The sequence below is a fragment of the Streptomyces sp. NPDC048566 genome (assembly GCF_043199735.1).
Classification (GTDB): Bacteria; Actinomycetota; Actinomycetes; order Streptomycetales; family Streptomycetaceae; genus Streptomyces.
Genome location: NZ_JBICWL010000013.1, coordinates 159,514 through 182,603 on the forward strand (window position 1 = coordinate 159,514; position 23,090 = coordinate 182,603).

Genomic DNA, 23,090 nt, shown 5'->3' on the forward strand with positions numbered 1-23,090 from the left:
GGTTGTCCGCGTCCCTGCCGGGGCGCCGAATATCCGTCGAGCGGCCCCACCCGTTCGTTGTACGGTTCAGAGGTCCCTGCCAAGCGCCTTGGCAGGTCGCCTAGCCCGTACCGGCGGGACATCCGGTCACACATGTACGTGGGGACACTGTCCTTCGACCTCCTCCTCGGCGACGTCCACTCGTTGAAGGAGAAACGCTCTCTCGTCCGGCCGATCGTCGCGGAACTCCAGCGGAAGTACCCGGTCAGCGTCGCCGAGACGGGGAACCAGGACCTTCACCGCAGGGCGGAGATCGGCCTGGCGGTGGTGTCCGGGGACACCGGGCACCTCTCCGACGTACTGGACCGGTGCGAGCGACTGGTCGCGGGACGGCCGGAGGTGGAACTGCTGTCGGTACGGCGCAGACTCCACACAGACGAAGACTGACGAACCAAGCAAGGCGAAGAAGGAGACGGACCAGTGGCCGACAACGCGCGGGCGAAGAGGCTGGCGGACCTCATCCGAGAGGTGGTGGCCCAGAAGCTCCAGCGCGGGATCAAGGACCCGCGGCTCGGCTCTCACATCACCATCACGGACACCCGGGTCACCGGTGACCTCCGGGAGGCCACCGTCTTCTACACGGTGTACGGGGACGACGAGGAGCGTGCGGCGGCCGCCGCGGGCCTGGAGAGCGCCAAGGGCGTGCTCCGCTCGGCGGTCGGCGCGGCCGCGGGTGTGAAGTTCACGCCGACGCTGACCTTCGTGGCGGACGCCCTCCCGGACACCGCCAAGACGATCGAGGACCTGCTCGACAAGGCACGGGCCTCCGACGCCAAGGTGCGCGAGGTCTCGGCCGGCGCCGCGTTCGCCGGCGAGGCGGACCCGTACCGGAAGCCGGGCGAGGACGACGAGGACGACGCCGCGGAATGACGCACAAGCCCCACACGCCCGACGGACTTGTCATCGTCGACAAGCCGTCGGGCTTCACCTCGCACGACGTGGTGGCCAAGATGCGCGGCATCGCCCGCACCCGACGGGTCGGCCACGCCGGCACCCTCGACCCCATGGCGACGGGCGTGCTCGTCCTCGGGGTCGAGAAGGCCACCAAGCTCCTCGGACACCTCGCGCTCACCGAGAAGGAGTACCTCGGCACGGTCCGGCTCGGCCAGAACACGCTGACCGACGACGCCGAGGGCGACATCACCTCCTCGACGGACGCCTCCGGCGTGCGGCGCGCGGCGATCGACGCCGCCGTGGGCGAGCTGACCGGCGCCATCATGCAGGTGCCGTCCAAGGTCAGCGCCATCAAGATCGACGGCGTGCGCTCCTACAAGCGGGCGCGGGAGGGCGAGGAGTTCGAGATCCCGGCCCGCCCGGTCACCATCTCCTCGTTCGTCGTCCACGACGTCCGCGACGCCGTCGCCGAGGACGGCACCCCGGTGGTCGACCTGGTCGTGTCGGTGGTCTGCTCGTCCGGGACGTACATCCGGGCGCTCGCCCGCGACCTCGGCGCGGACCTCGGCGTCGGCGGCCACCTCACCGCCCTGCGCCGCACCCGGGTCGGCCCCTACAAACTCGACTCCGCCCGCACCCTCGACCAGCTCCAGGAGGACCTGGCGGTGATGCCGGTCGCCGACGCGGCCGGTGCCGCGTTCCCCCGCTGGGACGTCGAGGAGCGGCGCGCCCGGCTGCTGCTGAACGGCGTGCGCCTGGAGATGCCCGAGGAGTACGCGGGCCGGGGCGCCGTGGCGGTCTTCGGCCCCGAGGGGCGCTTCCTCGCACTGGTCGAGGAGCAGAAGGGCAAGGCCAAGAGCCTCGCCGTCTTCGGCTGAGGCCGGCGCGGCCGCTCCGGGCAGCCCCGGAGGGCTCCGCCCGTGGAGCGGCGGTCACGGGGTCACGTGCCCGCCGCTCCACGGTCCCCCCTCGGTTCCCCCACCCAGAGGTCTATCCATCCCGCAGCCCCCCTTCACCCCTTCGGGCGGGCGCTCGGAGTGAACCGAGGGAGTGGAAGGGGGCGCGTTCACCCCACGATCCGTCCCGCCGATCACCCCGCGCCTACCGTCGGAACCAGGAGCGCGGCGGGGAGGTCGAGCATGACGGGACGGGGCCCACGGGCCGGGGACCCGGAGCTGCCGGACGACGTCCGGGACGGGTGGGACGACGCCCTGGTGCGCGTCCGCGACCTGGCGGGCCGCCCCCGCGGCACCGGATTCGCCGCCGACCACCACGGCACCGTCGTCACCAGCCACGAAGCGGTCGACGGACTGGCCCGGCTCGTCCTGCACACCGCCCGCGACCGCCGGTGCGTGGTCACCTCCGACGCCGTCGTCCCGCTGCCCGAAGCCGGTCTGGCGCTCGTGCGCACCGAGGGCCTCGGCCTCCGGCCGCTGCCCGTCACCGTCCGGGACCGGGTCGCGACCGGCACCCGCGTCCGGATCGCCGCGGGCACCTGGCGCGAGGCACGGGTCCTGGAGACGGCCACGGTGACGTACACGGCCACCGACCGCTTCCACCGGCTGGGCGGCGCACTGGAGCTGGCCATCGGCACGGCGGGCGCTGACGCCCTGCGGCTCGGCGGCGGAGCCGCCGGGGGACCGGTCGTGGACGTCGCGACCGGCACCGTGATCGCCGTCGTCGGCACCGCCCTGCATCCGGACGCCCCGGACGGCACGGGCCCGGGGGATTCACCGCCCGCTCCCAGGGCACCCGGCCTCGCCGTCCCGCTGCGCGGCGGGCCGGGTCCGCTCGCCGAACTGCTCGACCGCAACGCCGCGACGGTCCCCGCCTACGGCGCCGACCTGAACCTCGCGGGCGCCCTGGAACTCACGGCGACCTCGGTCGGCTCGGACGGCCCGCGCCCCACCGGCCCACCCGGTCACGCCGGCCGGGCCGGCGAGCCGGTCGAACGGGCCGCGGTCGTCCGCGAGTTGGCGGCGTTCGAGGCGGGCCCCGCCACCGTCCTCGGCCTCGTCGGCCCACCCGGCAGCGGACGTACGACGGAACTGGCCGCCCTCGCCGCCCGCCGGGCCCAGGGCCCCCGGCCGGCCCCCACCCTGTGGCTGCGCGGCGCGGACCTCCTCGCGGAGGACACCTCGCTGGCGGACGCGGCCGGCCGCGCCCTGGAACGCGCCGGGCGGATCGTCGCCGCCTCCCGGCAGCACCCCGGAACCGCCGCGGGCGGGGAACCGCATACCGCCGCCGGGGCGGGACTGCTGCCACCGGCCCGGTACGGCGGAGAGCTCGGCGACATCGGGCCGGACCGGCTGGCCCGCCTGGCGCACACCGCCGGCCGGCCCCTGCTGCTCCTGCTGGACGGCCCGGAGGAGATGCCGCCCGAGCTGGCCCACCGGCCCGATGCCTGGACGGCGGCGACGGCCGCCTGGCTGGCCGAGACCGGCGCACGGCTCGTGGTCGGCTGCCGGTCGGAGTACTGGCAGCACGCGGGCGCCGGATTCCCGGCGCGGCTGCTCCACACCCCGGCGCTCACCCCGGGCGGCGGTGCGGCCGGCTCCCGGGGACCCGCCGCGCCGCGCGATTCCGGCGTGCCCCTGCCTCCCTGCCTGCGGCTCGGCGACCTGACCGAGGAGGAGGCCGGGCTGGCCCGGTCGCGAGCCGGAATCCCGCCGGGAGCCCTCGCCCCGGCCGACGCCCGCCATCCGCTGGTGCTGGGCCTGTACGCAGAGGTCCGCGCCGCGCTGCCGGAACCGCCCGGCGCGCCCCTCGACCGGGACGCCGTGTTCGGCGCCCACCTCGACCTGATGTGCCTGCGCGTCGCGGTCCGGCTCGCCGCGGCGAACGGACTGCGCGGCACCGCCGTCCGCCGGCTCGCCGCCCGGGTCTCCGGCCAGGTGCACGAGGCGGCGCGCCGCAGCCTGGGGCCGGGACAGGGCGCGCTGGACCGGGCGTCCTTCGAGGCCGTCTTCCCCTGGGGAGCCGCCCCGGGACCGCGCTTCGCCGGCGCCACCGGATGGGCCTCGGCCGTCCTGACCGAGGGGCTCCTCGTCCCGGCCGGCGACGGCTACCGCTTCGCCCACGAGGAACTCGCCGACTGGATCCAGGGCACCCACCTCGACCTGGACGGCGCACTGCACACCTTGGTGCACCGGGCCCGCGGCCCGCTCGGCACGGGGCCGCACACCCCCGTCGCCGTCGCCGAGGGCTCCGGGCACCCGGGCACCACCGCGACGGGCCGCCGCCGCGCCCGGCGGAGCCGTCCGGCGGGCGCCGCGTCCCCCGGCGGCCAGGACGGCCCGCAGCCGTCCCCCGCCCCGCCCGCACGGGCCGCCCTCCCCGTGCCCCGCCACCGCATCGGCCCGGTCACCGAGACCCTGCTCCTGCTCGCCCGCCAGCAGGGGCCCGCCGCCCTGAGCGCCCGGCTGGAGGACCTCGTCGGGGCGGTGGACGACCTCCTCGCACCGGCACCGGCACCCGTGGACGACGCCCTGTGGTGGGCCGGCCACCTCTGCGCGGACGTCCTGCTCCGCGTGCCCGACGCGACCCCCCACACCGACGTCCTGCGGCTGCTCACCGAACGGATCGTCGCCTGGCGGGAGCAGGGTCGGGCCGTCCCCGCCGCGTTCGGCCCGGGCTTCTGGGCCGCCGTCGCCCTCCCGCCCGGCGAGCGCTTCGACCTCCTGCGGCGCCTCGTCGTCACCGACCCCCGCCGGAGCGCGCCGCCCGGAGCGCTCCCCGCGCCCGAGCCGGTCTCCGGCGCGCGCCACCTCGACACCGTCGCCCGCCTCCTCGCCGAGGACCCGGCAGCCGTCCACCCGCACCTCGTCGGCTGGTTCGACGACGAGCGCGCCCTGCCGTCGATGCCGCACGCGACCGTCGCCGCGGCGGCACAGGCACTGCTGTACGCACACCGTCGCCACGCCCCGGACCACCTCGCGGAGGCGCTGGTGGACCGGGCCCACCGGCGTGCCGACGAACTGCTCGGCACGCTGGCCGAGGAGGAGCCGTCCGCCCTGTGCCGGGCGGTGGACCGCTGGGCCCACGACGACCGGCCGGCCCGCCGGGTCGCCGCCGTCGTGCACGGGCTGCGCGCCGCGCCCTTCGCGGTCACCGGGACGGACCGCCACCTGCTGCGCCGCGCCGCCCTCGCCGTGCTCGCGCGCCCCGCCGACGACCCGCTGCACGGAGGCGCGCTGGGCATCCTGGTACGCGACCCGGTCACCCGCGACCGGTATCTGCCGCACGCCTTGGAACGGTTCGCGGGCGGCGACGCACGGCTGTCGCCGGACACCCTGGTCGCCGCGCTCACCACCCACCCCGAGCCGGTGTTCGCCGCCTTCCGCGACCGGCTCCGGCGGCCCGGGCCCGACACGGCCGACCTGCTGCGCACCCTCGCCGACGTCACGACGCCGGCACTCGCCCGCCGGATCGCCGCTCTGGTGCGTGAGGCGGTGGAGGGCTGTCCGGAGGCCGCCGAGCACATCGCCGGGTACGCCGAACGGTCCCTCGACCACGGCGAGGGTGCCCACCTCGTCCTGTTCCCCTTGGTCAGCGGTCTGCTCGCCGGGTGCCCCGAGCCGGTGCGGGCCGCCCTCGCGCGGGTCCTCGCCGCACCCGACACCACGGCGTCCGCCTCCCTGCGCCGCGAGTTGCTGGAGCTGCTGCTCGCCCGGGAGCACGCGCCCGCGGTACTCGAATCCGTCCTGACCGCCGCCGCCGAGGGATGCGCCCTCCGGGGCGAGGAAGCGAGCCGTGCACTGGTGCTGCGTGTCGGGCACATCCTCGTCCGCACCCCCGCCGGGGCCACCGGCCTCGACCGCGCGGTCACCGACCTGGCCCGGCGCGTTCCCGGGTTCGCCTCCGTGACGGCCCGCTGGCTCGACGAGGCCCCCGACGACTGGTCCGGCCTCGTCGGCCCCGGCACCCGCACCACGATCGAGCACCTCGCCCGTTCCCGCGTCCCCGCCTGACCCGCTCCTGCGTCGGCCGCCGCCGAGCGATACGTCACAGCCGGACGCCGATGCGAGCGGCGCCCGTCCGGCATGGCACCCTTAGAGCTGCGAATGAGGCAATCACGGACACGGGTTCGACAAGGAGCGGTCACAGTGCAGCGCTGGCGTGGCTTGGAGGACATCCCCGAGGACTGGGGGCGCAGCGTCGTCACCATCGGTTCCTACGACGGGGTGCACCGCGGACACCAGCTGATCATCCGGCATGCCGTGGACCGCGCCCGCGAGCTGGGCGTGCCCTCCGTCGTGGTGACGTTCGACCCCCACCCGAGCGAGGTGGTCCGCCCCGGCAGCCACCCGCCGCTGCTCGCCCCGCACCACCGGCGTGCCGAACTGATGGCCGAACTGGGCGTGGACGCCGTGCTCGTCCTGCCGTTCACCACCGAGTTCTCGAAGCTGTCGCCCGCCGACTTCGTGGTCAAGGTGCTCGTCGACAAACTGCACGCCAGGGCGGTCGTCGAAGGGCCGAACTTCCGCTTCGGCCACAAGGCCGCGGGCAACGTGGACTTCCTGCGCGAGCAGGGCAGGACCTACGACTTCGAGGTCGAGGTCGTCGACCTCTACGTGAGCGGCACGGCCGGCGGCGGCGAGCCGTTCTCCTCCACGCTCACCCGGCGCCTGGTCGCCGAGGGCGACATGGAGGGGGCGCGCGAGATCCTCGGGCGCCCGCACCGCGTTGAGGGCGTCGTCGTCCGCGGTGCCCAGCGCGGCCGTGAACTCGGCTTCCCCACGGCCAACGTGGAGACCCTCCCGCACACCGCGGTCCCCGCCGACGGCGTCTACGCGGGCTGGCTGCACGCCCAGGGCGAGATCATGCCCGCCGCCATCTCCGTCGGCACCAACCCGCAGTTCGACGGCACCGAGCGCACCGTCGAGGCGTACGCCATCGACCGGGTCGGACTCGACCTGTACGGACTGCACGTCGCCGTCGACTTCCTCGCCTTCGTCCGGGGCCAGGCCCGCTTCGACTCCGTCGACGCCCTGCTGGTGGCGATCGCGGACGACGTGAAGCGATCGCGCGCCCTGATCGAGGCGTACGAGGGCGCGTAGCCCCCACCGAGCGGCAGGCGCGCGGCCGGTCCTCGCGACGGGGGCCGCCCGCCCGCGGCGAACGCGCGCCGGCCGCGCCGTGCGCACCCCGGCACACCGCACCGCCGGCGGAAGCCCGCGCTGCGGTGACGAGGCCGGTTGCGGCCACCGGGCACCGGGGGAGGGACAACACGGGCCGTACTCAGCGCTTCTGACGCATCGTCAAGAAGTGAACGTCGTTCTCGACCCCCGGCAGACGGCTTGCGGGACGACGATCCGGTCGACAGGCCCCTCACGCGACCGAGGTCGCCCCTCCACCACCGGGGCCTGCGGGCCCGGTTCGTCGCGCAGGCGCCGGCGGACGGGCGGCGCGCCGAGATCGGTCCGGACGGTGAGCGAAGGCCGCGGCGGACGAGACGGAGAGCGGACGAGAGGGAGCAGCGGGGCGGCGCGAGCGCACCGACGGTCCCCGCACGCTCTCCTCGCCCGCCGGACATCCCGTTGAGGCGGCCCGGGCGCGGAGGCCCGCCCGGGGGATCACGGGACTGCCCCGGAGCCGGAGCGAGCGCGACGGGCCCGCCCGTCCGGAGACGGTGCGGGCCCGAACGGCGGCCGACACGGCCAGGGTGCCGCCTCGGTCACTGCCGCTAAGGCGCCGGGGGCTCGGCGGGAGGCGGGGTCTGGCCCGGGTGCTGCGGATGGTGCTGCCCCGGCTGGAGGGGGCCGCCGGGCTGTGCCGGCGGATACTCCTGCCCCGGCTGGGCGTGCCCCTGGCCGGGTGCTCCCGGATACGGCTGCCCGGGCTGCTGCGGGTACGGCTGCCCCGGCTGCGCCGGCGGGGCGTACGGCTGCTGTCCCGGCTGCGGCTGCCGCGGCACCTGCCCCTGCCCGGGATGCCCGGGGGCGGGCTGACCCGGCCCGGGCTGCCCGGGGACGGGCTGCGCGTACCCCGGCCCGCCGGGCGCCTGCTGCTGCGGGACGTACTGCCCCGGCATCGGGGGCGCGGCCACCGGCGGCGGGTTGCCGTCGTTCGTCCACAGCCCGTGCGACTGCTGGTGCCGGGCGATGTCCTCGGCGACCAGCGCGGAGAGGTTGAAGTACGCCTCGCGCACCTTGGGCCGCATCATGTCGAGGTCGACCTCGGCCCCGGCCGACAGGTGCTCGTCGAAGGGCACCACGACGACCCCGCGGCAGCGCGTCTCGAAGTGGCTGACGATGTCGTCCACCTTGATCATCTTGCCGGTCTCGCGCACTCCGGAGATGACGGTGACGGACCGTGAGACCAGGTCCGCGTACCCGTGCGCCGACAGCCAGTCCAGCGTCGTGCTGGCGCTGCTCGCCCCGTCCACCGAGGGCGTGGAGATGATGATGAGCTGATCGGCGAGGTCGAGCACTCCGCGCATGGCGCTGTAGAGCAGGCCCGTGCCGGAGTCGGTCAGGATGATCGGGTACTGCTTGCCGAGGACGTCGATGGCACGGCGGTAGTCCTCGTCGTTGAACGCGGTGGACACGGCCGGGTCGACGTCGTTGGCGATGATCTCCAGCCCGGAGGGCGCCTGCGAGGTGAACCGGCGGATGTCCATGTACGAGTTGATGTACGGGATCGCCTGCACGAGGTCGCGGATGGTGGCCCCCGTCTCACGGCGCACCCGGCGGCCGAGCGTGCCGGCGTCCGGGTTGGCGTCGATGGCGAGGATCTTGTCCTGCCGTTCCGTGGCGAGGGTGGAGCCCAGCGCGGTCGTGGTGGTCGTCTTGCCGACACCGCCCTTGAGGCTGATGACGGCGATCCGGTAGCAGGACAGCACGGGGGTGCGGATCAGTTCCAGCTTCCGCTGCCGCTCGGCCTCCTCCTTCTTGCCGCCCAGCTTGAAACGCGACGGCACGGCGGCCGGGCGGCCGCTCTTGGCCTTCTGCCGCTTGGTGTTCAGCAGCCGGTCGGAGGACAGTTCCACGGCCGCGGTGTAACCGAGCGGAGCGGCACCGGGGTTGGTGGGCTGGCGCTGGTCGTGCCGCACGGCCTGCGGCCAGGCGGTGCCGGCCCGCGGGTCGACGGGCGCCGCCGGCTGCTGTACGGCCTCGGGCGCCGGCTGCCGCACGTGCCCGGCGGTCGGCTGGGCGGACTGCGGACCGGGAGCCGGCACGGGGGAGCCCGGGGGCTGCTGCGGGAATCCGGGGCCCGGCTGCGCGGGCGGTACGGGTGCGGCCGCGGGAGCTTGCGGAGGCACGGCCCCGGGTGCGGGTGCCGGCGCGGTGGGCTGGGGGAAGCCGTAACCCGGCTGTGCCGCGGGGGCCGGCTGCCCGTGCGGGGCGGCCTGCGGAGGGAAGCCGTAGGCGCCGGGGGCGGGCGGCTGTTCGGCCGGGGACGGTGCCTGCGGAGGGAAGCCGTAGCCGGCCTGCGGTGTCCCGGGCGCGGGTGCCTGCGGATGCGGAGCGGTCTGCTGCGGGAAACCGTACGCGGGGGCAGGGGCGGCGGCGGGAGTACCGGGAGCGGCCGGAGCCTGGGCGGGCGGCGCAACCGGCGCACCGGGCTGCGGGAACCCGTAGGCCGGCCGCGGCGGATTCGGCGGCGGTGCGTCGGCGGGCGGGCCCACCGGAGACGGGGTCTGGGGACCCGGGAGCGCCGGTTCGGACCGGTCGTGCGCGGACGGCTGCCCCGGGACGGAACCCTGCGGGGCCGGCTGCGGGGCCGGCGGCTGGAAGGGGGCGCCGGGGGCGGGCCTGGCCGCCGGCGGCTGGAACGGCGCGCCGGGCGCCGGCCCGGCGGCCGGAGGCTGGACGGGAGGGCCCGGCTGCGCGGGCGGTGCGGAATCGCCGGGCGCGGGAGCGGGAGTCTGCGGTGCGGGTGCCCGGTTCGGGTCCTGCGGCGGCACCTGGGCCTGGCCGGGAACCGGGGCGGCGTCCGTCGGGGCGGGCCACTGGCCCGCCGCAGCGGGGGCGGCGGGCTGGTAGGCGGGCGGCAACGGCGGCAGCCCGGCCTGCGGCAGCGGCGGCGGCGCCCAGGCGGGCGGCGCGTCCCGCACCCCGGTCTCCTCCTGCGGCGGAGTGCCCGGCACGGCGTCCTCAGGTGCCGCGTCCTGCGCCGTGGCGTCCCCGTGCCCGGCGCCGGGAGCCCCGTCCGACGGCAGGGCGTCCCGGACGTCGCCGCCCGACGGAGCCGCGTCCGTGGGCTCGCTCGCCGCGTCCGCCGAGGCGTCGTCCCCGGTGGTGTCGGCGGCCTCGGGTCCGGCAGCGGCGGCCGGGATGCCGGAGGGTGCGGTCCCGCCCGGTGCGGGTGCCTCGGCCGTACCGCTGCGGCGGACGCCCGCCTCCAGTGACTGATAGGCGAGCACGGGGTCGATCGCGGGCTCGGGCGGAGCCACCGGCCGCGGAGGAACCACCGGTTCGGGCGCGACGACGGCGGCGGGCTCGCCGGGAGCGGCGCTCCCGGCCGCGTCCTGGTCCGTCCGGTCCGTGTCCCCGGCGGCCGTTTCGTCCTCGGCCGCGACCGCTGTCTCCGGGTCCTGCCCGTCGGCGTCCGCGGTCGCCTCGTTCCCCGCGGACTCCTCCTCGCCGCCCTCGCCCCGGGCCTCGGGGGCGACCGGGCCGGACGCGGCATCGGCGCCGGATGCGGGGGTGGAGGCGGCGTCGGGAGCGACGGGCAGGGAGGTGACCGGGGCCGCCGGCGCCGTCCCGGACGCCTCGGGGGCACTCTGATCGGCGCCCGTCCGCTCCGCGATCTCACGCCTCACCGCGGCGGCGGAGAACCGCAGGGTCGCTCCGCTCTCCAGGTCACCGTTCGCGGACTCCGGCTCAGCCGCGGGCCGCTGCGCCCCCGCGGACTCCTGCTCGTCCGGACCGTCCGCCGTCGGGCCGTCGCCCGCGGAGACGGGAGAGGGGGCCGACGGGGCGGGCGGGGTCCACTGCGACGCGAAACCGCCCCCGGAGAGGTCGGGCAGCGCGGTGGGGCCCGTCGGGCCGGGCACGGGCGGAGCATCGGCCGGCGCGGGGCCGGCCGTCGTGTGAGCCGTGCGGCCGGCGGACTCGGCGTCCTCGCCGGTGGCGGGCTCCGCCGCGTCGATCGGCGCCGCGGCCTCCTCCGCGGCCGCGGAGTCGTCCGAACTCCCGGCGCTGCCCGAGGCGTTCTGCGTGTACCAGGCCGGCGGCGCGTAGTCGATGGTGAACTCGCCCGTCGTCTCGACGGCGGACTCCGCGTCGGACTGGTCGTCGCCGGGCGTGGCCCAGCCCCCGCGGTTCCCGTCCCGATCGCTGTTCACAGTTCCTCCTGGTGTGGTCGAGCGCCCTCAAGCCGTGCCGGGGCGATCGCCTGCGTATCGCCCCCTGGGCGGCGTCCGCGAACGTCCGAAGCCGTTCGAAGCCGTCCGAAGTCCGTACGAGGTCGTCCGAATTGACCCGGCTCCCCCGGAACACGAGCCTCCCGTCGACGGGTTGTGGCATCGCGCCCTGTCCCAGCCTAATCACCATGACTGTCAGGACGGCAGGCCCGTCCACCCCGCCGCGATCGCCCGCTCCGTCACACCCTGCCCGGAAGTGGCCCGTACCCGCTCATGAAGGAGCCGTGGAACGGACAGAGAACGGCAGGGGCCGAAGCGAAACACCTCTTCGCCTCGGCCCCTGCCGCCTGCCGCTGTTCGGCTCCGGTCCGCCCCTGCCCCGTCGCGTGCGACCGAACCGGCCGCGCGGGCCACGACTGTCGGGGAACCCCGTCCTCGCCTCGCCCGCCGTCCACCACGCCGCTCGGCCGGCACGGCACGAGCGGCGAACGGCCCGGGCCGGTCCCGCGTCCGCGCCGCTACTGCGCCGCCGGGCCCGCGGTGCGCGGCGCCGGCTCCAGGTCGAACTCGCCGTCCCGGGCGCCCAGCACGAAGGCCCGCCACTCCGCCTCGGTGTAACGCAGCACCGTCCCGGGATCGAGCGAGGAGCGCATGGCCACCGCGCCTCCCGGAAGGTTCGCGATCTCGACCCGCTCCTCGTGCTGCTCGGTGCCCGGCGCGCTCTGCCACGTGACGCCCGAGATGTCCAGGGCGTAGAGCTCGTCCTTCTCCCGCTCCTTGCGCGCCGCGACGTCGTTGTCCGCTTCCTCGGCCATGTTCCGCCGGCCCCTTCCCCACGTGTGAATGACACCTGCGGCGTCACCCTAGTGGCCCGGCCCGCTCCCGCCGGGGTCTTCCGCGACCCCGGCGGACCCGTCCGGCCAGGCTGGTACCCTGTGTGACGGCCGTTTGTGTACGCACCCCCGGAGCGCCGCTCCGGAGGCCGCGCCCAACGGACCGATCCCCGCCTCCCGAGTTACGGAAGCTCCCCTGAGAAGTGGACCAGGGGCACTCGGTGGCAGACATGAGACTACGAGGAGTACGCGTGCCGCTCGACGCCGCTACGAAGAAGCAGATCATCAGCGAGTTCGGTCAGAAGGAGGGCGACACCGGCTCTCCCGAGGTCCAGGTCGCCATGCTCTCGCGCCGGATCTCGGACCTGACCGAGCACCTCAAGACCCACAAGCACGACCACCACTCCCGCCGTGGTCTTCTGATCCTGGTCGGCCAGCGCCGCCGCCTGCTTCAGTACCTGGCCAAGAAGGACATCCAGCGCTTCCGTACGCTGGTCGACCGCCTGGGCATCCGCCGTGGCGCGGCCGGCGGCGCGCGCTAGGACGCCGTGAAGGGAGCGGTTCCCAGCCTCTTGGGAGCCGCTCCTTTTGCTGTTCGTGCGACGCCCGCACACCCTTGTACGTGCGGACTGTCGCCGACGCTTTGTAGTGTGGTGGCACAACACCGTACGCGGGAAGCAGCACGTACGAACAGAGCGTGACGAAGCCGTGCCCGCCGGGCGGGGCGTCGCACGCCACCGAACGAGGAGAAGCGCGCCTCGCCGCCGCCGGTCCTCGGTAGTGGCCCCCGGGCGAACAGAGCCCCGGGTGCTTCGATCGAAGACCGGCCCGCACCAGAAGGAGCGCTTCTCCGCCCCCGTCCCCCTGCCACACGGGCAGGACGGGACAAAAGACGACGAAAAGTATCGGAGAAAACGCTAGTGGAGAACGAGACCCACTACGCCGAGGCCGTTATCGACAACGGTTCCTTCGGCACCCGCACCATCCGCTTCGAGACGGGCCGCCTGGCCAAGCAGGCCGCCGGCTCCGCCGTGGCGTACCTGGACGACGACACCATGGTGCTGTCGGCCACGAGCGCCTCCAAGAAGCCCAAGGACCAGCTCGACTTCTTCCCCCTCACGGTGGACGTCGAGGAGCGGATGTACGCCGCCGGCAAGATCCCCGGCAGCTTCTTCCGTCGTGAGGGCCGGCCCTCCGAGGACGCCGTCCTCACCTGCCGCCTCATCGACCGCCCGCTGCGCCCGTCCTTCAAGAAGGGCCTGCGCAACGAGATCCAGGTCGTCGCCACGATCATGGCGCTCAACCCCGACCACCTGTACGACGTCGTGGCGATCAACGCCGCCTCCGCATCCACGCAGCTGGCCGGTCTGCCCTTCTCCGGCCCGGTCGGCGGCGTCCGCGTCGCGCTGATCAACGGCCAGTGGGTCGCGTTCCCGACGCACACCGAGCTCGAGGACGCCGTCTTCGACATGGTCGTCGCCGGTCGCGTCCTGGAGGACGGCGACGTCGCGATCATGATGGTCGAGGCCGAGGCCACCGACAAGACGATCCAGCTGGTCAAGGGCGGCGCCGAGGCGCCGACCGAGGAGGTCGTCGCCGCCGGCCTCGACGCCGCGAAGCCCTTCATCAAGGTGCTGTGCAAGGCGCAGTCGGACCTCGCCGCCAAGGCCGCGAAGCCGACCGCCGAGTTCCCGATCTTCCTGGACTACCAGGACGACGTCTTCGAGGCCCTCAGCGCCGCCGTCACGAGCGAGCTGGCCCAGGCGCTCACCATCGCCGGCAAGCAGGACCGCGAGGCCGAGCTGGACCGCGTCAAGGAGATCGCCGCCGAGAAGCTGCTCCCGCAGTTCGAGGGCCGCGAGAAGGAGATCTCCGCCGCGTACCGCGCGCTGACCAAGAAGCTGGTCCGCGAGCGCGTCATCAAGGACAAGGTGCGCATCGACGGCCGGGGCGTCACGGACATCCGTACCCTCGCCGCCGAGGTCGAGGCCATCCCGCGCGTGCACGGCTCGGCGCTGTTCGAGCGTGGCGAGACCCAGATCCTGGGCGTCACCACCCTCAACATGCTCCGCATGGAGCAGCAGCTGGACACCCTCTCCCCGGTGACCCGCAAGCGCTACATGCACAACTACAACTTCCCGCCGTACTCCGTCGGCGAGACCGGCCGCGTCGGCTCCCCGAAGCGCCGCGAGATCGGCCACGGCGCGCTCGCCGAGCGCGCGATCGTGCCGGTCCTGCCGACCCGCGAGGAGTTCCCGTACGCGATCCGCCAGGTGTCCGAGGCCCTCGGCTCCAACGGCTCGACGTCCATGGGCTCGGTCTGCGCCTCCACCATGTCGCTGCTGAACGCCGGTGTGCCGCTCAAGGCCCCCGTCGCCGGTATCGCCATGGGTCTGATCTCCCAGGAGATCGACGGCCAGACGCACTACGTCGCCCTCACCGACATCCTCGGTGCCGAGGACGCCTTCGGCGACATGGACTTCAAGGTCGCCGGCACCAAGGAGTTCGTCACCGCCCTCCAGCTCGACACCAAGCTGGACGGCATCCCGGCCTCCGTCCTGGCCGCGGCCCTCAAGCAGGCCCGCGACGCCCGCCTCCACATCCTCGACGTGATGATGGAAGCGATCGACACGCCGGACGAGATGTCCCCGAACGCCCCGCGGATCATCACCGTCAAGATCCCCGTGGACAAGATCGGCGAGGTCATCGGCCCCAAGGGCAAGATGATCAACCAGATCCAGGAGGACACCGGCGCCGAGATCACGATCGAGGACGACGGCACCATCTACATCGGTGCCGCCGACGGCCCGGCCGCCGAGGCCGCCCGCGCCACGATCAACGGCATCGCCAACCCGACCATGCCGGAGGTCGGCGAGCGCTACCTGGGCACCGTCGTGAAGACGACGACCTTCGGCGCGTTCGTGTCGCTGCTCCCGGGCAAGGACGGTCTGCTGCACATCTCGCAGATCCGCAAGCTCGCCGGCGGCAAGCGCGTGGAGAACGTCGAGGACGTCCTCGGAGTGGGCCAGAAGGTCCAGGTCGAGATCGCCGAGATCGACTCCCGCGGCAAGCTCTCCCTGATCCCCGTGATCGAGGGCGAAGGCGACGACGACCAGAAGGACGACACCGACAAGTGACGTCGAGTAGCTCCACGGCGACGGCCCGCACCTCCTCGGAGGCGCGGGCCGTCGCCCGTACCCAAACCCTCATCAAGGGCGCCAACGGCATCGGCACGGTCCGCAAGACCACCCTCCCCGGCGGGCTGCGGATCGTCACCGAGACGCTCCCCTCGGTGCGCTCCGCCACGTTCGGCATCTGGGCGAGCGTGGGCTCGCGCGACGAGACGCCCGCGCTGAACGGCGCCACGCACTACCTGGAGCACCTGCTCTTCAAGGGCACCAACCGCAGGTCCGCGCTGGACATCTCCTCCGCGATCGACGCGGTCGGCGGCGAGATGAACGCCTTCACCGCCAAGGAGTACACGTGCTACTACGCGCGCGTGCTCGACACCGACCTGCCGCTCGCCATCGACGTCGTCTGCGACATGCTCACCGGCTCCCTCATCCGTGAGGACGACGTCAACGTCGAGCGCGGCGCGATCCTCGAAGAGATCGCGATGACCGAGGACGACCCGGGCGACTGCGTGCACGACCTGTTCGCGCACACGATGTTCGGCGACAACCCGCTCGGCCGCCCCGTCCTCGGCACGGTCGACACCGTCAACGCCCTCAACGCGGACCGCATCCGCCGCTTCTACAAGAAGCACTACGACCCCACCCACCTCGTGGTGGCCGCCGCCGGGAACATCGACCACAACAAGGTCGTCCGCCAGGTCCGCGCCGCCTTCGACAAGGCGGGCGCGTTCAAGAACGCGGCGGCGGCGCCCATCGCGCCGCGCGACGGCCGGCGCACCATCAGGACGGCCGGCCGCGTCGAACTGCTCGGCCGCAAGACCGAGCAGGCCCACGTCGTCCTCGGCATGCCGGGCCTCGCCCGCACCGACGACCGCCGCTGGGCCCTCGGCGTGCTGAACACCGCGCTCGGCGGCGGCATGTCCTCGCGCCTCTTCCAGGAGGTCCGCGAGAAGCGCGGTCTCGCCTACAGCGTGTACTCCTACACCTCGGGCTTCGCCGACTGCGGACTCTTCGGCGTGTACGCCGGCTGCCGTCCGAGCCAGGTCCACGACGTGCTGAAGCTGTGCCGCGACGAGCTCGACCAGGTCGCCGAGCACGGCCTGTCGGACGACGAGATCGGCCGGGCCGTCGGCCAGCTCCAGGGATCCACCGTGCTCGGCCTGGAGGACACCGGCGCGCTGATGAACCGGATCGGCAAGAGCGAGCTGTGCTGGGGCGAGCAGATGTCCGTCGACGACATGCTGGCGAAGATCGCCTCGGTCACCCCCGACGAGGTCCGCGAGGTCGCCCGGGACGTTCTCGGACGGCGCCCCTCGCTGGCGGTCATCGGCCCGGTCAAGGACAAGCAGGCGTCGCGGCTGCACGACGCGGTCGCGTAATCCCGTCTCGGTAAGGAACGAAGCTATGAGCAAGCTGCGCGTGGCGGTCCTCGGTGCCAAGGGCCGGATCGGAGCCGAGGCGGTACGAGCCGTCGAGGCCGCCGAGGACATGGAGCTGGTGGCCGCCCTCGGCCGCGGCGACAAGCTGGAGACCCTGGTCGACGCCGGGGCCCAGGTCGTCGTCGAACTCACCACCCCCGCCTCGGTGATGGGCAACCTGGACTTCTGCGTCCGGCACGGCATCCACGCCGTCGTCGGCACCACCGGCTGGACCGACGAGCGACTCGCGCAGCTCGGCACCTCGCTGGCCGCCTCCCCGGAGACGGGTGTGCTCATCGCGCCCAACTTCTCCATCGGGGCGGTCCTGACGATGAAGTTCGCCGAGGTCGCCGCGCCGTACTTCGAGTCCGTCGAGGTCGTCGAGCTGCACCACCCGAACAAGGTGGACGCTCCCAGCGGCACCGCCACGCGCACCGCCCAGCTCATCGCCGCGGCCCGGGAACGGGCGGGCAGCGCCCCGCAGCCCGACGCCACGGCGACCGCCCTGGACGGGGCCCGCGGCGCCGACGTCGACGGCGTCCCCGTGCACGCCGTCCGGCTGCGCGGCCTCCTCGCCCATCAGGAGGTCCTGCTGGGCGGCGAGGGGGAGACCCTCACCATCCGCCACGACTCCCTCCACCACAGCAGCTTCATGCCGGGCATCCTGCTCGGCGTCCGCCGCGTGGTGACCGCCCCGGGCCTCACCTTCGGCCTGGAACACTTCCTCGACCTCGGCTGAGCCGGGTCACGTCCCACGAGGTAACCGGCAGACATGCGCGCGAAAACCACCTACGCCGTCACGGCCGCCGTCCTGGTCTTCTACTTCGTCCTGGTCGGCAGCCGGGGCGTGATGCTCATCCAGGACGGCACCCTGATCACCGTCACCTTCGGTGTGGCCGTGCTGATCCTGCCGGTCATCGGCGTCTGGTTCCTCTGGAAGAACACCCAGTTCGTCCGGAAGGCCAACCGGCTCGCCGCCGTGCTGGACGCCGAGGGCGGACTGCCCGTGGACGAGCTGCGGCGCACCGAGAGCGGCCGCATCGACCGCGACTCGGCCGACGAGGTCTTCGCCCGCCGCAAGGCCGAGACGGAGGACGCACCGGACGACTGGCGCACCTGGTTCCGCCTCGCCGTGGCCTACCACGACGCCCGCGACACCCCGCGCGCCCGCAAGGCCATGCAGCGGGCCATCGCGCTCCAGGAGGGGCGCACCCTCGAAGCCTGAAGGCGCTGACCGCCCGCCGATCGCGGCGCGCTCCGCGCCACCGGACGGCGGGCCCGTGCGACGAGGGGCCGACCCGCATCACGCGGGTCGGCCCCTCATCGCACGGACGGGCGCGGGATGCCGCGCCGGTCAGGGCCCGCGGTACTCGTCCGCCCACACCTCGACGGCGTCCGCCGCGCGGTCGAAGGCCTCGGTGCGGGCCAGGAAGTCGGCGTTGTGCGTCGTCATGAGCGGGGGCACCTCACCGGGTGCGCGCCCCTCGCGGACCAGAACCAGCGCCTGGCCCTGCACGGTGCGCGGCAGCCCCAGCCAGCGCACCGGCTGCTGCACGGTGCGCACGGCGCCCACCTTGTCCCACGGGACCGTGACGGTGGTGAAGAAACCGACCCTGCGCAGCCCCCGGGCACTCACCCACACGCCCACCCGCAGCAGCCGCAGCGCGCACAGTATGACGATCGCGGCGCCGATCATGCAGGCCACGGCCCCCGGTACGGTGCCGGCCACCGCGATGATCACCGCCGCGACGAGAACGTACGAGGCGAGCAGCAGGACCAGGGCGGCGGCACCGACCCGCCACGGGCCGGGCCGGTAAGGGCGGCGCCAGCGGTCGCGGTCGTCGAAGGGCAGCGCGACATCCTCCGCGGCCTCGTCAAAGGCGCGGTCCGCCGTCAGGAAAGGCAGGGGCACGACTGATCCTCACTCAATCCACGCATGGGCTGTGCCCGGTGAGGCTATCGAGCCGGGTGCCGGGCCACCACCCTTGGGGGTCCGGATGAGTCAGCGGCCGTCCGACGCCTCGGAGTGCTGCGTCGTCGCGGGCGACTGGTCCTGCGACAGGGCGGGCATCCCGACGATCAGGGATCCGGCGATCCCTGCGACGACGGTGAGACCTATGAGCCACCGCCCCGCCATCTGCCCGAAGGAGGCCCGCTCACGGGGCGGGGGCGTGACGTTGCTGCGGAACTGGTCTGCCTCCGCGACGAAGGCGAAGGGAACGGGCTCGCGCCGACGGAACATGGGCGGTGCTTCTCCTTCCGGAGACTGGTGCTGGTGCGACGGTCCGGCGGGGGCGACTCGAACGCGCCGCCCTCATCCATACAGACGCACGAGTGCCCCGGGAGGTGCCCCGAATCACCGAATTCGCCGAAGTTCGGTGCCGAATGTCGGGGCACGGCACCGAACGCCCCGTTGTCGGTGCCGGCCCGTAGAGTGGGCGCCGCCCGAGCCAGTGATGGAAGGACCCTCCGCACCGTGACCGACACCCCCGCCGACGAGCTCAAGCCCCGTTTCCGCAGCGATGTCACCGTCGAGCTGATCAAGCACACGGCCTCCGACGCCGACGTGCTGTTCGCCGCCCGTGTCTCCACCGCGGGAGAGCAGTCGCTGGACGAGCTGCAGAAGGACCCGGAGCGCTCCAAGGGCCTGATCAACTACCTGATGCGGGACCGGCACGGCAGCCCCTTCGAGCACAACTCGATGACCTTCTTCATCAGTGCTCCGATCTTCGTGTTCCGCGAGTTCATGCGGCACCGCGTCGGCTGGTCGTACAACGAGGAGTCGGGCCGCTACCGGGAGCTGGAGCCGGTCTTCTACGTCCCGGACGCCTCCCGCAAGCTGGTCCAGGAGGGCCGCCCCGGCAAGTACGTCTTCGTGGAGGGCACACCGGACCAGCTGGATCTGACGAGCCGGACCATGGAGGACTCCTACCGCGGGGCGTACGAGGCGTACCGCGAGATGCTCGCGGCCGGCGTGGCCCGCGAGATCGCCCGCGCCGTCCTCCCGGTGGGTCTCTTCTCCTCGATGTACGCCACGTGCAACGCACGCTCGCTGATGCACTTCCTCGGTCTGCGCACCCAGCACGAGCTCGCGAAGGTCCCGTCCTTCCCGCAGCGCGAGATCGAGATGGTCGGCGAGCGGATGGAGGCGGAGTGGGCGCGGCTCATGCCGCTCACACACGCGGCCTACAACGCCAACGGACGGGTGGCGCCCTGAACCGCCTGTGCGCACCGGTCCGGCACAGATGTACGGGTCAGCCGAGCGAGGTGTCCGTATTGCGGCATTTCGCGAAGTTCATCTAGCCTGATCAAACGGACCCGGCACTGCTTGAACCCCCGAGCAGGCAGTGCCGGGCTCCACCTTTGTCCTGCCATGTCGTGTCCCCCGAGGGCAGACCCCGCCTTGAGCAGCGAGTAGCGTGTTACCCATGGCTCCGACCTCCACTCCGCAGACCCCCTTCGGGCGGGTCCTCACCGCCATGGTCACGCCCTTCACGGCGGACGGCGCACTCGACCTCGACGGCGCCCAGCGGCTCGCCACCCACCTGGTGGACGCAGGCAACGACGGCCTGATCATCAACGGGACCACCGGTGAGTCCCCGACCACCAGCAACGCGGAGAAATCGGATCTCGTACGCGCCGTGCTGGAAGCGGTCGGCGACCGCGCCCACGTCGTCGCCGGCGTCGGCACCAACGACACGCGCCACAGCATCGAACTGGCGCAGGCCGCGGAGCGGGTCGGCGCGCACGGCCTGCTCACCGTCACGCCGTACTACAACAAGCCCCCTCAGGAGGGCCTGTACCGGAACTTCACGGCCATCGCCGACGCGACGGGCCTGCCGGTCATGCTCTACGACATCCCCGGCCGCAGCGGCGTCCCGATCAACACCGAGACCCTGGTCCGGCTCGCCGAGCACCCCCGCATCGTCGCGAACAAGGACGCCAAGGGGGACCTCGGCCGGGCCAGCTGGGCCATCGCCCGCTCCGGCCTCGCCTGGTACTCCGGCGACGACATGCTCAACCTGCCGCTGCTCTCCGTGGGCGCGGTCGGCTTCGTCTCCGTCGTCGGGCACGTCGTCACCCCGGAACTGCGCGCCATGCTCGACGCCCACCTCTCGGGCGACGTGCAGAAGGCCACCGAGATCCACCAGAAGCTGCTCCCCGTCTTCACCGGCATGTTCCGCACCCAGGGCGTCATGACGACCAAGGCGGCACTCGCCCTCCAGGGCCTGCCCTCCGGTCCGCTGCGCGCCCCGATGGTCGAGCTGTCCCCGGAGGAGACCGCCCAGCTCAAGATCGATCTTGGAGCCGGCGGGGTAGAGCTCTGATCACAGACTTCACAACTGAATAAGCACGACCGCGGGCCCCGGCCCGCACCCCACACGGACAACTGCCACTGCACGAACGTCACGCGCGCCACGTGCCTCACAGGTACGTGGCGTCCGTGGTGAGGAGAGTCTTTTGAGTCATCCGCATCCTGAACTCGGCAAGCCGCCGGTCCTCCCGAAGGGCGGCCTGCGCGTCACCCCGCTCGGCGGTCTCGGCGAGATCGGCCGGAACATGACGGTCTTCGAGTACGCGGGCCGCCTGCTGATCGTCGACTGCGGAGTGCTCTTCCCTGAGGAGGAGCAGCCCGGAATCGACCTGATCCTGCCGGACTTCACGTCCATCCGGGACCGCCTCGACGACATCGAGGGCATCGTGCTCACGCACGGGCACGAGGACCACATCGGCGGCGTCCCGTTCCTCCTGCGCGAGAAGCCCGACATCCCGCTGATCGGCTCCAAGCTGACCCTCGCCCTCATCGAGGCCAAGCTCCAGGAGCACCGCATCCGGCCGTACACGCTGGAGGTGGCCGAGGGCCATCGCGAGCGCGTCGGCCCCTTCGACTGCGAGTTCGTCGCGGTCAACCACTCCATCCCGGACGCTCTCGCGGTCGCCATCCGCACCCCGGCCGGCATGGTCGTCCACACGGGCGACTTCAAGATGGACCAGCTGCCGCTCGACGGCCGCCTCACGGACCTGCACGCGTTCGCGCGCCTGAGCGAGGAAGGCATCGACCTCCTCCTCTCGGACTCCACGAACGCCGAGGTCCCCGGTTTCGTCCCGCCCGAGCGCGACATCCAGAACGTGCTGCGCCAGGTCTTCGCCAACGCCAGCAAGCGCATCATCGTGGCGAGTTTCGCCAGCCACGTGCACCGCATCCAGCAGATCCTGGACACCGCTCACGAGTACGGCCGCCGGGTCGCCTTCGTCGGCCGCTCGATGGTCCGCAACATGGGCATCGCCCGGGACCTCGGCTACCTGAAGGTCCCGCCGGGCCTAGTGGTCGACGTCAAGACGCTCGACGACCTCCCGGACCACGAGGTCGTGCTCGTCTGTACGGGCTCCCAGGGCGAGCCGATGGCCGCCCTGTCCCGGATGGCGAACCGCGACCACCAGATCCGGATCGTCCAGGGCGACACGGTGATCCTGGCCTCGTCGCTGATCCCCGGCAACGAGAACGCGGTCTACCGCGTCATCAACGGCCTGACCCGCTGGGGCGCGAACGTCGTCCACAAGGGCAACGCCAAGGTGCACGTCTCGGGCCACGCGTCGGCCGGCGAGCTGCTGTACTTCTACAACATCTGCCGGCCGCGCAACCTGATGCCGGTGCACGGCGAGTGGCGCCACCTGCGGGCCAACGCCGAACTCGGCGCGCTCACCGGTGTGCCGCACGACCGCATCGTGATCGCCGAGGACGGCGTGGTCGTCGACCTCCTCGACGGCAAGGCCAAGATCGCCGGCAAGGTCCAGGCCGGGTACGTGTACGTCGACGGCCTCTCGGTGGGCGACGTCGGGGAGCCCGCGCTCAAGGACCGCAAGATCCTGGGCGACGAGGGCATCATCTCGGTCTTCGCGGTGATCGACTCCAGCACGGGCAAGCTCACGGCGGGCCCGCACGTGCAGGCTCGCGGGTCCGGTATCGACGACTCCGCGTTCGCCGACGTGATCCCGAAGGTCACGGAGGTCCTGGAGCGGTCCGCCCAGGACGGTGTGGTCGAGCCCCACCAGATGCAGCAGCTCATCCGCCGCACGCTGGGCAAGTGGGTCTCCGACAACTACCGCCGGCGCCCGATGATCCTCCCGGTCGTGGTCGAGGTCTGACCCTCCGGAGAGCGCCAACCCGGAGCGGGCCGCCTCGATTTGCATCGAGGCGGCCCGCTCCAGTACGTTTACGGCTCCGCCCGACCGGGAACCCGAACGCTTCGTGCCTCGGGGCAGAACCGGCAGGGGGGCGGAAAATCCGACTCAGAACTTCTGATAATGTCGGAGCCGCTGAAAAGGAAAGCGCGAAAGCGCGGAACTGGAAAGCGCCGAGGAAATCGGGCCCGAAAGGATCTGATAGAGTCGGACTCGCCGGAAAGGGAAACGCGGAAGCGGGAACCTGGAAAGCACCGAGGAAATCGGATACGGAAACGGT

At 73.2% G+C, this 23,090-nt stretch carries 17 protein-coding genes; 13 read left to right on the forward strand and 4 right to left on the reverse strand.

Features of this window, described 5'->3' with window-relative positions; translation table 11 throughout:
- The first annotated feature begins 132 nt into the window (after positions 1 to 132).
- The 5 genes from ACGFS9_RS20995 to ACGFS9_RS21015 all read left to right on the forward strand — a co-directional run bounded on the left by ACGFS9_RS20995 (position 133) and on the right by ACGFS9_RS21015 (position 6,992).
- Positions 133 to 426, forward strand: a complete 294-nt coding sequence (locus ACGFS9_RS20995) for a DUF503 domain-containing protein (RefSeq protein ID WP_393255110.1) — start codon at positions 133 to 135, stop codon at positions 424 to 426.
- A gap of 33 nt (positions 427 to 459) precedes the next feature.
- A complete protein-coding gene (gene rbfA, locus ACGFS9_RS21000) occupies positions 460 to 909 on the forward strand; it encodes a 30S ribosome-binding factor RbfA (RefSeq protein ID WP_393255112.1) in 450 nt (149 codons plus the stop codon).
- Positions 906 to 1,811: a tRNA pseudouridine(55) synthase TruB gene (gene truB, locus ACGFS9_RS21005; protein ID WP_393255113.1), complete on the forward strand. Its 906-nt coding sequence runs from the start codon at positions 906 to 908 to the stop codon at positions 1,809 to 1,811. The genes rbfA and truB overlap by 4 nt, the downstream gene beginning before the upstream one ends.
- Before the next feature lie 261 nt (positions 1,812 to 2,072).
- Complete coding sequence (locus ACGFS9_RS21010; RefSeq protein ID WP_393255115.1) at positions 2,073 to 5,903, forward strand: trypsin-like peptidase domain-containing protein; 3,831 nt, start codon at positions 2,073 to 2,075, stop codon at positions 5,901 to 5,903.
- 135 nt (positions 5,904 to 6,038) lie between these two features.
- Positions 6,039 to 6,992 carry a bifunctional riboflavin kinase/FAD synthetase gene (locus ACGFS9_RS21015; RefSeq protein ID WP_393255117.1) on the forward strand — a complete coding sequence of 318 codons (954 nt, stop codon included), beginning with the start codon at positions 6,039 to 6,041 and terminating at the stop codon, positions 6,990 to 6,992.
- Between the two features lie 626 nt (positions 6,993 to 7,618).
- Here ACGFS9_RS21015 and ACGFS9_RS21020 read toward each other — a convergent pair.
- Entirely contained in the window at positions 7,619 to 11,224 is a 3,606-nt protein-coding gene (locus ACGFS9_RS21020) for an SCO5717 family growth-regulating ATPase (protein ID WP_393255119.1), read from the reverse strand.
- A gap of 536 nt (positions 11,225 to 11,760) precedes the next feature.
- Positions 11,761 to 12,057, reverse strand: a complete 297-nt coding sequence (locus ACGFS9_RS21025) for a DUF397 domain-containing protein (RefSeq protein WP_393255121.1) — start codon at positions 12,055 to 12,057, stop codon at positions 11,761 to 11,763.
- 269 nt (positions 12,058 to 12,326) lie between these two features.
- On the opposite strand from ACGFS9_RS21025, the gene rpsO reads away from it, so the two are divergent.
- From rpsO to ACGFS9_RS21050, 5 genes are all read left to right on the forward strand, one after another.
- On the forward strand, positions 12,327 to 12,617 hold the full coding sequence (rpsO, locus tag ACGFS9_RS21030; RefSeq protein WP_393255148.1) for a 30S ribosomal protein S15: 291 nt from the start codon (positions 12,327 to 12,329) through the stop codon (positions 12,615 to 12,617).
- 378 nt (positions 12,618 to 12,995) lie between these two features.
- On the forward strand, positions 12,996 to 15,212 hold the full coding sequence (locus tag ACGFS9_RS21035; protein ID WP_393255123.1) for a polyribonucleotide nucleotidyltransferase: 2,217 nt from the start codon (positions 12,996 to 12,998) through the stop codon (positions 15,210 to 15,212).
- Complete coding sequence (locus tag ACGFS9_RS21040; protein WP_393255125.1) at positions 15,209 to 16,588, forward strand: M16 family metallopeptidase; 1,380 nt, start codon at positions 15,209 to 15,211, stop codon at positions 16,586 to 16,588. The genes ACGFS9_RS21035 and ACGFS9_RS21040 overlap by 4 nt, the downstream gene beginning before the upstream one ends.
- A 25-nt stretch (positions 16,589 to 16,613) precedes the next feature.
- Entirely contained in the window at positions 16,614 to 17,366 is a 753-nt protein-coding gene (dapB, locus tag ACGFS9_RS21045; RefSeq protein ID WP_393255127.1) for a 4-hydroxy-tetrahydrodipicolinate reductase, read from the forward strand.
- Between the two features lie 33 nt (positions 17,367 to 17,399).
- Positions 17,400 to 17,852 carry a hypothetical protein gene (locus tag ACGFS9_RS21050; protein ID WP_393255128.1) on the forward strand — a complete coding sequence of 151 codons (453 nt, stop codon included), beginning with the start codon at positions 17,400 to 17,402 and terminating at the stop codon, positions 17,850 to 17,852.
- Between the two features lie 129 nt (positions 17,853 to 17,981).
- Here ACGFS9_RS21050 and ACGFS9_RS21055 read toward each other — a convergent pair whose 3' ends face one another.
- Together ACGFS9_RS21055 and ACGFS9_RS21060 are read right to left on the reverse strand one after the other, a co-directional pair.
- Entirely contained in the window at positions 17,982 to 18,539 is a 558-nt protein-coding gene (locus ACGFS9_RS21055; protein ID WP_393255130.1) for a hypothetical protein, read from the reverse strand.
- Positions 18,540 to 18,629: 90 nt separating this feature from the next.
- Positions 18,630 to 18,869 (reverse strand): hypothetical protein, encoded by a 240-nt coding sequence (locus tag ACGFS9_RS21060; RefSeq protein WP_393255131.1) that lies wholly within the window; start codon positions 18,867 to 18,869, stop codon positions 18,630 to 18,632.
- A 234-nt stretch (positions 18,870 to 19,103) separates the two neighbouring features.
- Between ACGFS9_RS21060 and thyX the strand changes: the two genes are divergently transcribed.
- From thyX to ACGFS9_RS21075, 3 genes are all read left to right on the forward strand, one after another.
- A complete protein-coding gene (gene thyX, locus ACGFS9_RS21065; RefSeq protein WP_393255133.1) occupies positions 19,104 to 19,844 on the forward strand; it encodes an FAD-dependent thymidylate synthase in 741 nt (246 codons plus the stop codon).
- Between the two features lie 211 nt (positions 19,845 to 20,055).
- Positions 20,056 to 20,955 carry a 4-hydroxy-tetrahydrodipicolinate synthase gene (gene dapA / locus ACGFS9_RS21070; protein ID WP_393255135.1) on the forward strand — a complete coding sequence of 300 codons (900 nt, stop codon included), beginning with the start codon at positions 20,056 to 20,058 and terminating at the stop codon, positions 20,953 to 20,955.
- Positions 20,956 to 21,088: 133 nt separating this feature from the next.
- Positions 21,089 to 22,774, forward strand: a complete 1,686-nt coding sequence (locus ACGFS9_RS21075) for a ribonuclease J (RefSeq protein ID WP_393255136.1) — start codon at positions 21,089 to 21,091, stop codon at positions 22,772 to 22,774.
- Positions 22,775 to 23,090 lie beyond the last annotated feature (316 nt).

Excerpts from the sequence above, each read along its gene's own strand:
- ACGFS9_RS20995 (WP_393255110.1), top strand. The coding sequence starts at position 133 with ATGTACGTGGGGACACTGTCCTTCGACCTCCTCCTCGGCGACGTCCAC.
- truB (WP_393255113.1), top strand. The coding sequence starts at position 906 with ATGACGCACAAGCCCCACACGCCCGACGGACTTGTCATCGTCGACAAG.
- ACGFS9_RS21010 (WP_393255115.1), top strand. The coding sequence starts at position 2,073 with ATGACGGGACGGGGCCCACGGGCCGGGGACCCGGAGCTGCCGGACGAC.
- ACGFS9_RS21025 (WP_393255121.1), bottom strand. The coding sequence starts at position 12,057 with ATGGCCGAGGAAGCGGACAACGACGTCGCGGCGCGCAAGGAGCGGGAG.
- dapB (WP_393255127.1), top strand. The coding sequence starts at position 16,614 with ATGAGCAAGCTGCGCGTGGCGGTCCTCGGTGCCAAGGGCCGGATCGGA.
- ACGFS9_RS21050 (WP_393255128.1), top strand. The coding sequence starts at position 17,400 with ATGCGCGCGAAAACCACCTACGCCGTCACGGCCGCCGTCCTGGTCTTC.
- ACGFS9_RS21060 (WP_393255131.1), bottom strand. The coding sequence starts at position 18,869 with ATGTTCCGTCGGCGCGAGCCCGTTCCCTTCGCCTTCGTCGCGGAGGCA.
- dapA (WP_393255135.1), top strand. The coding sequence starts at position 20,056 with ATGGCTCCGACCTCCACTCCGCAGACCCCCTTCGGGCGGGTCCTCACC.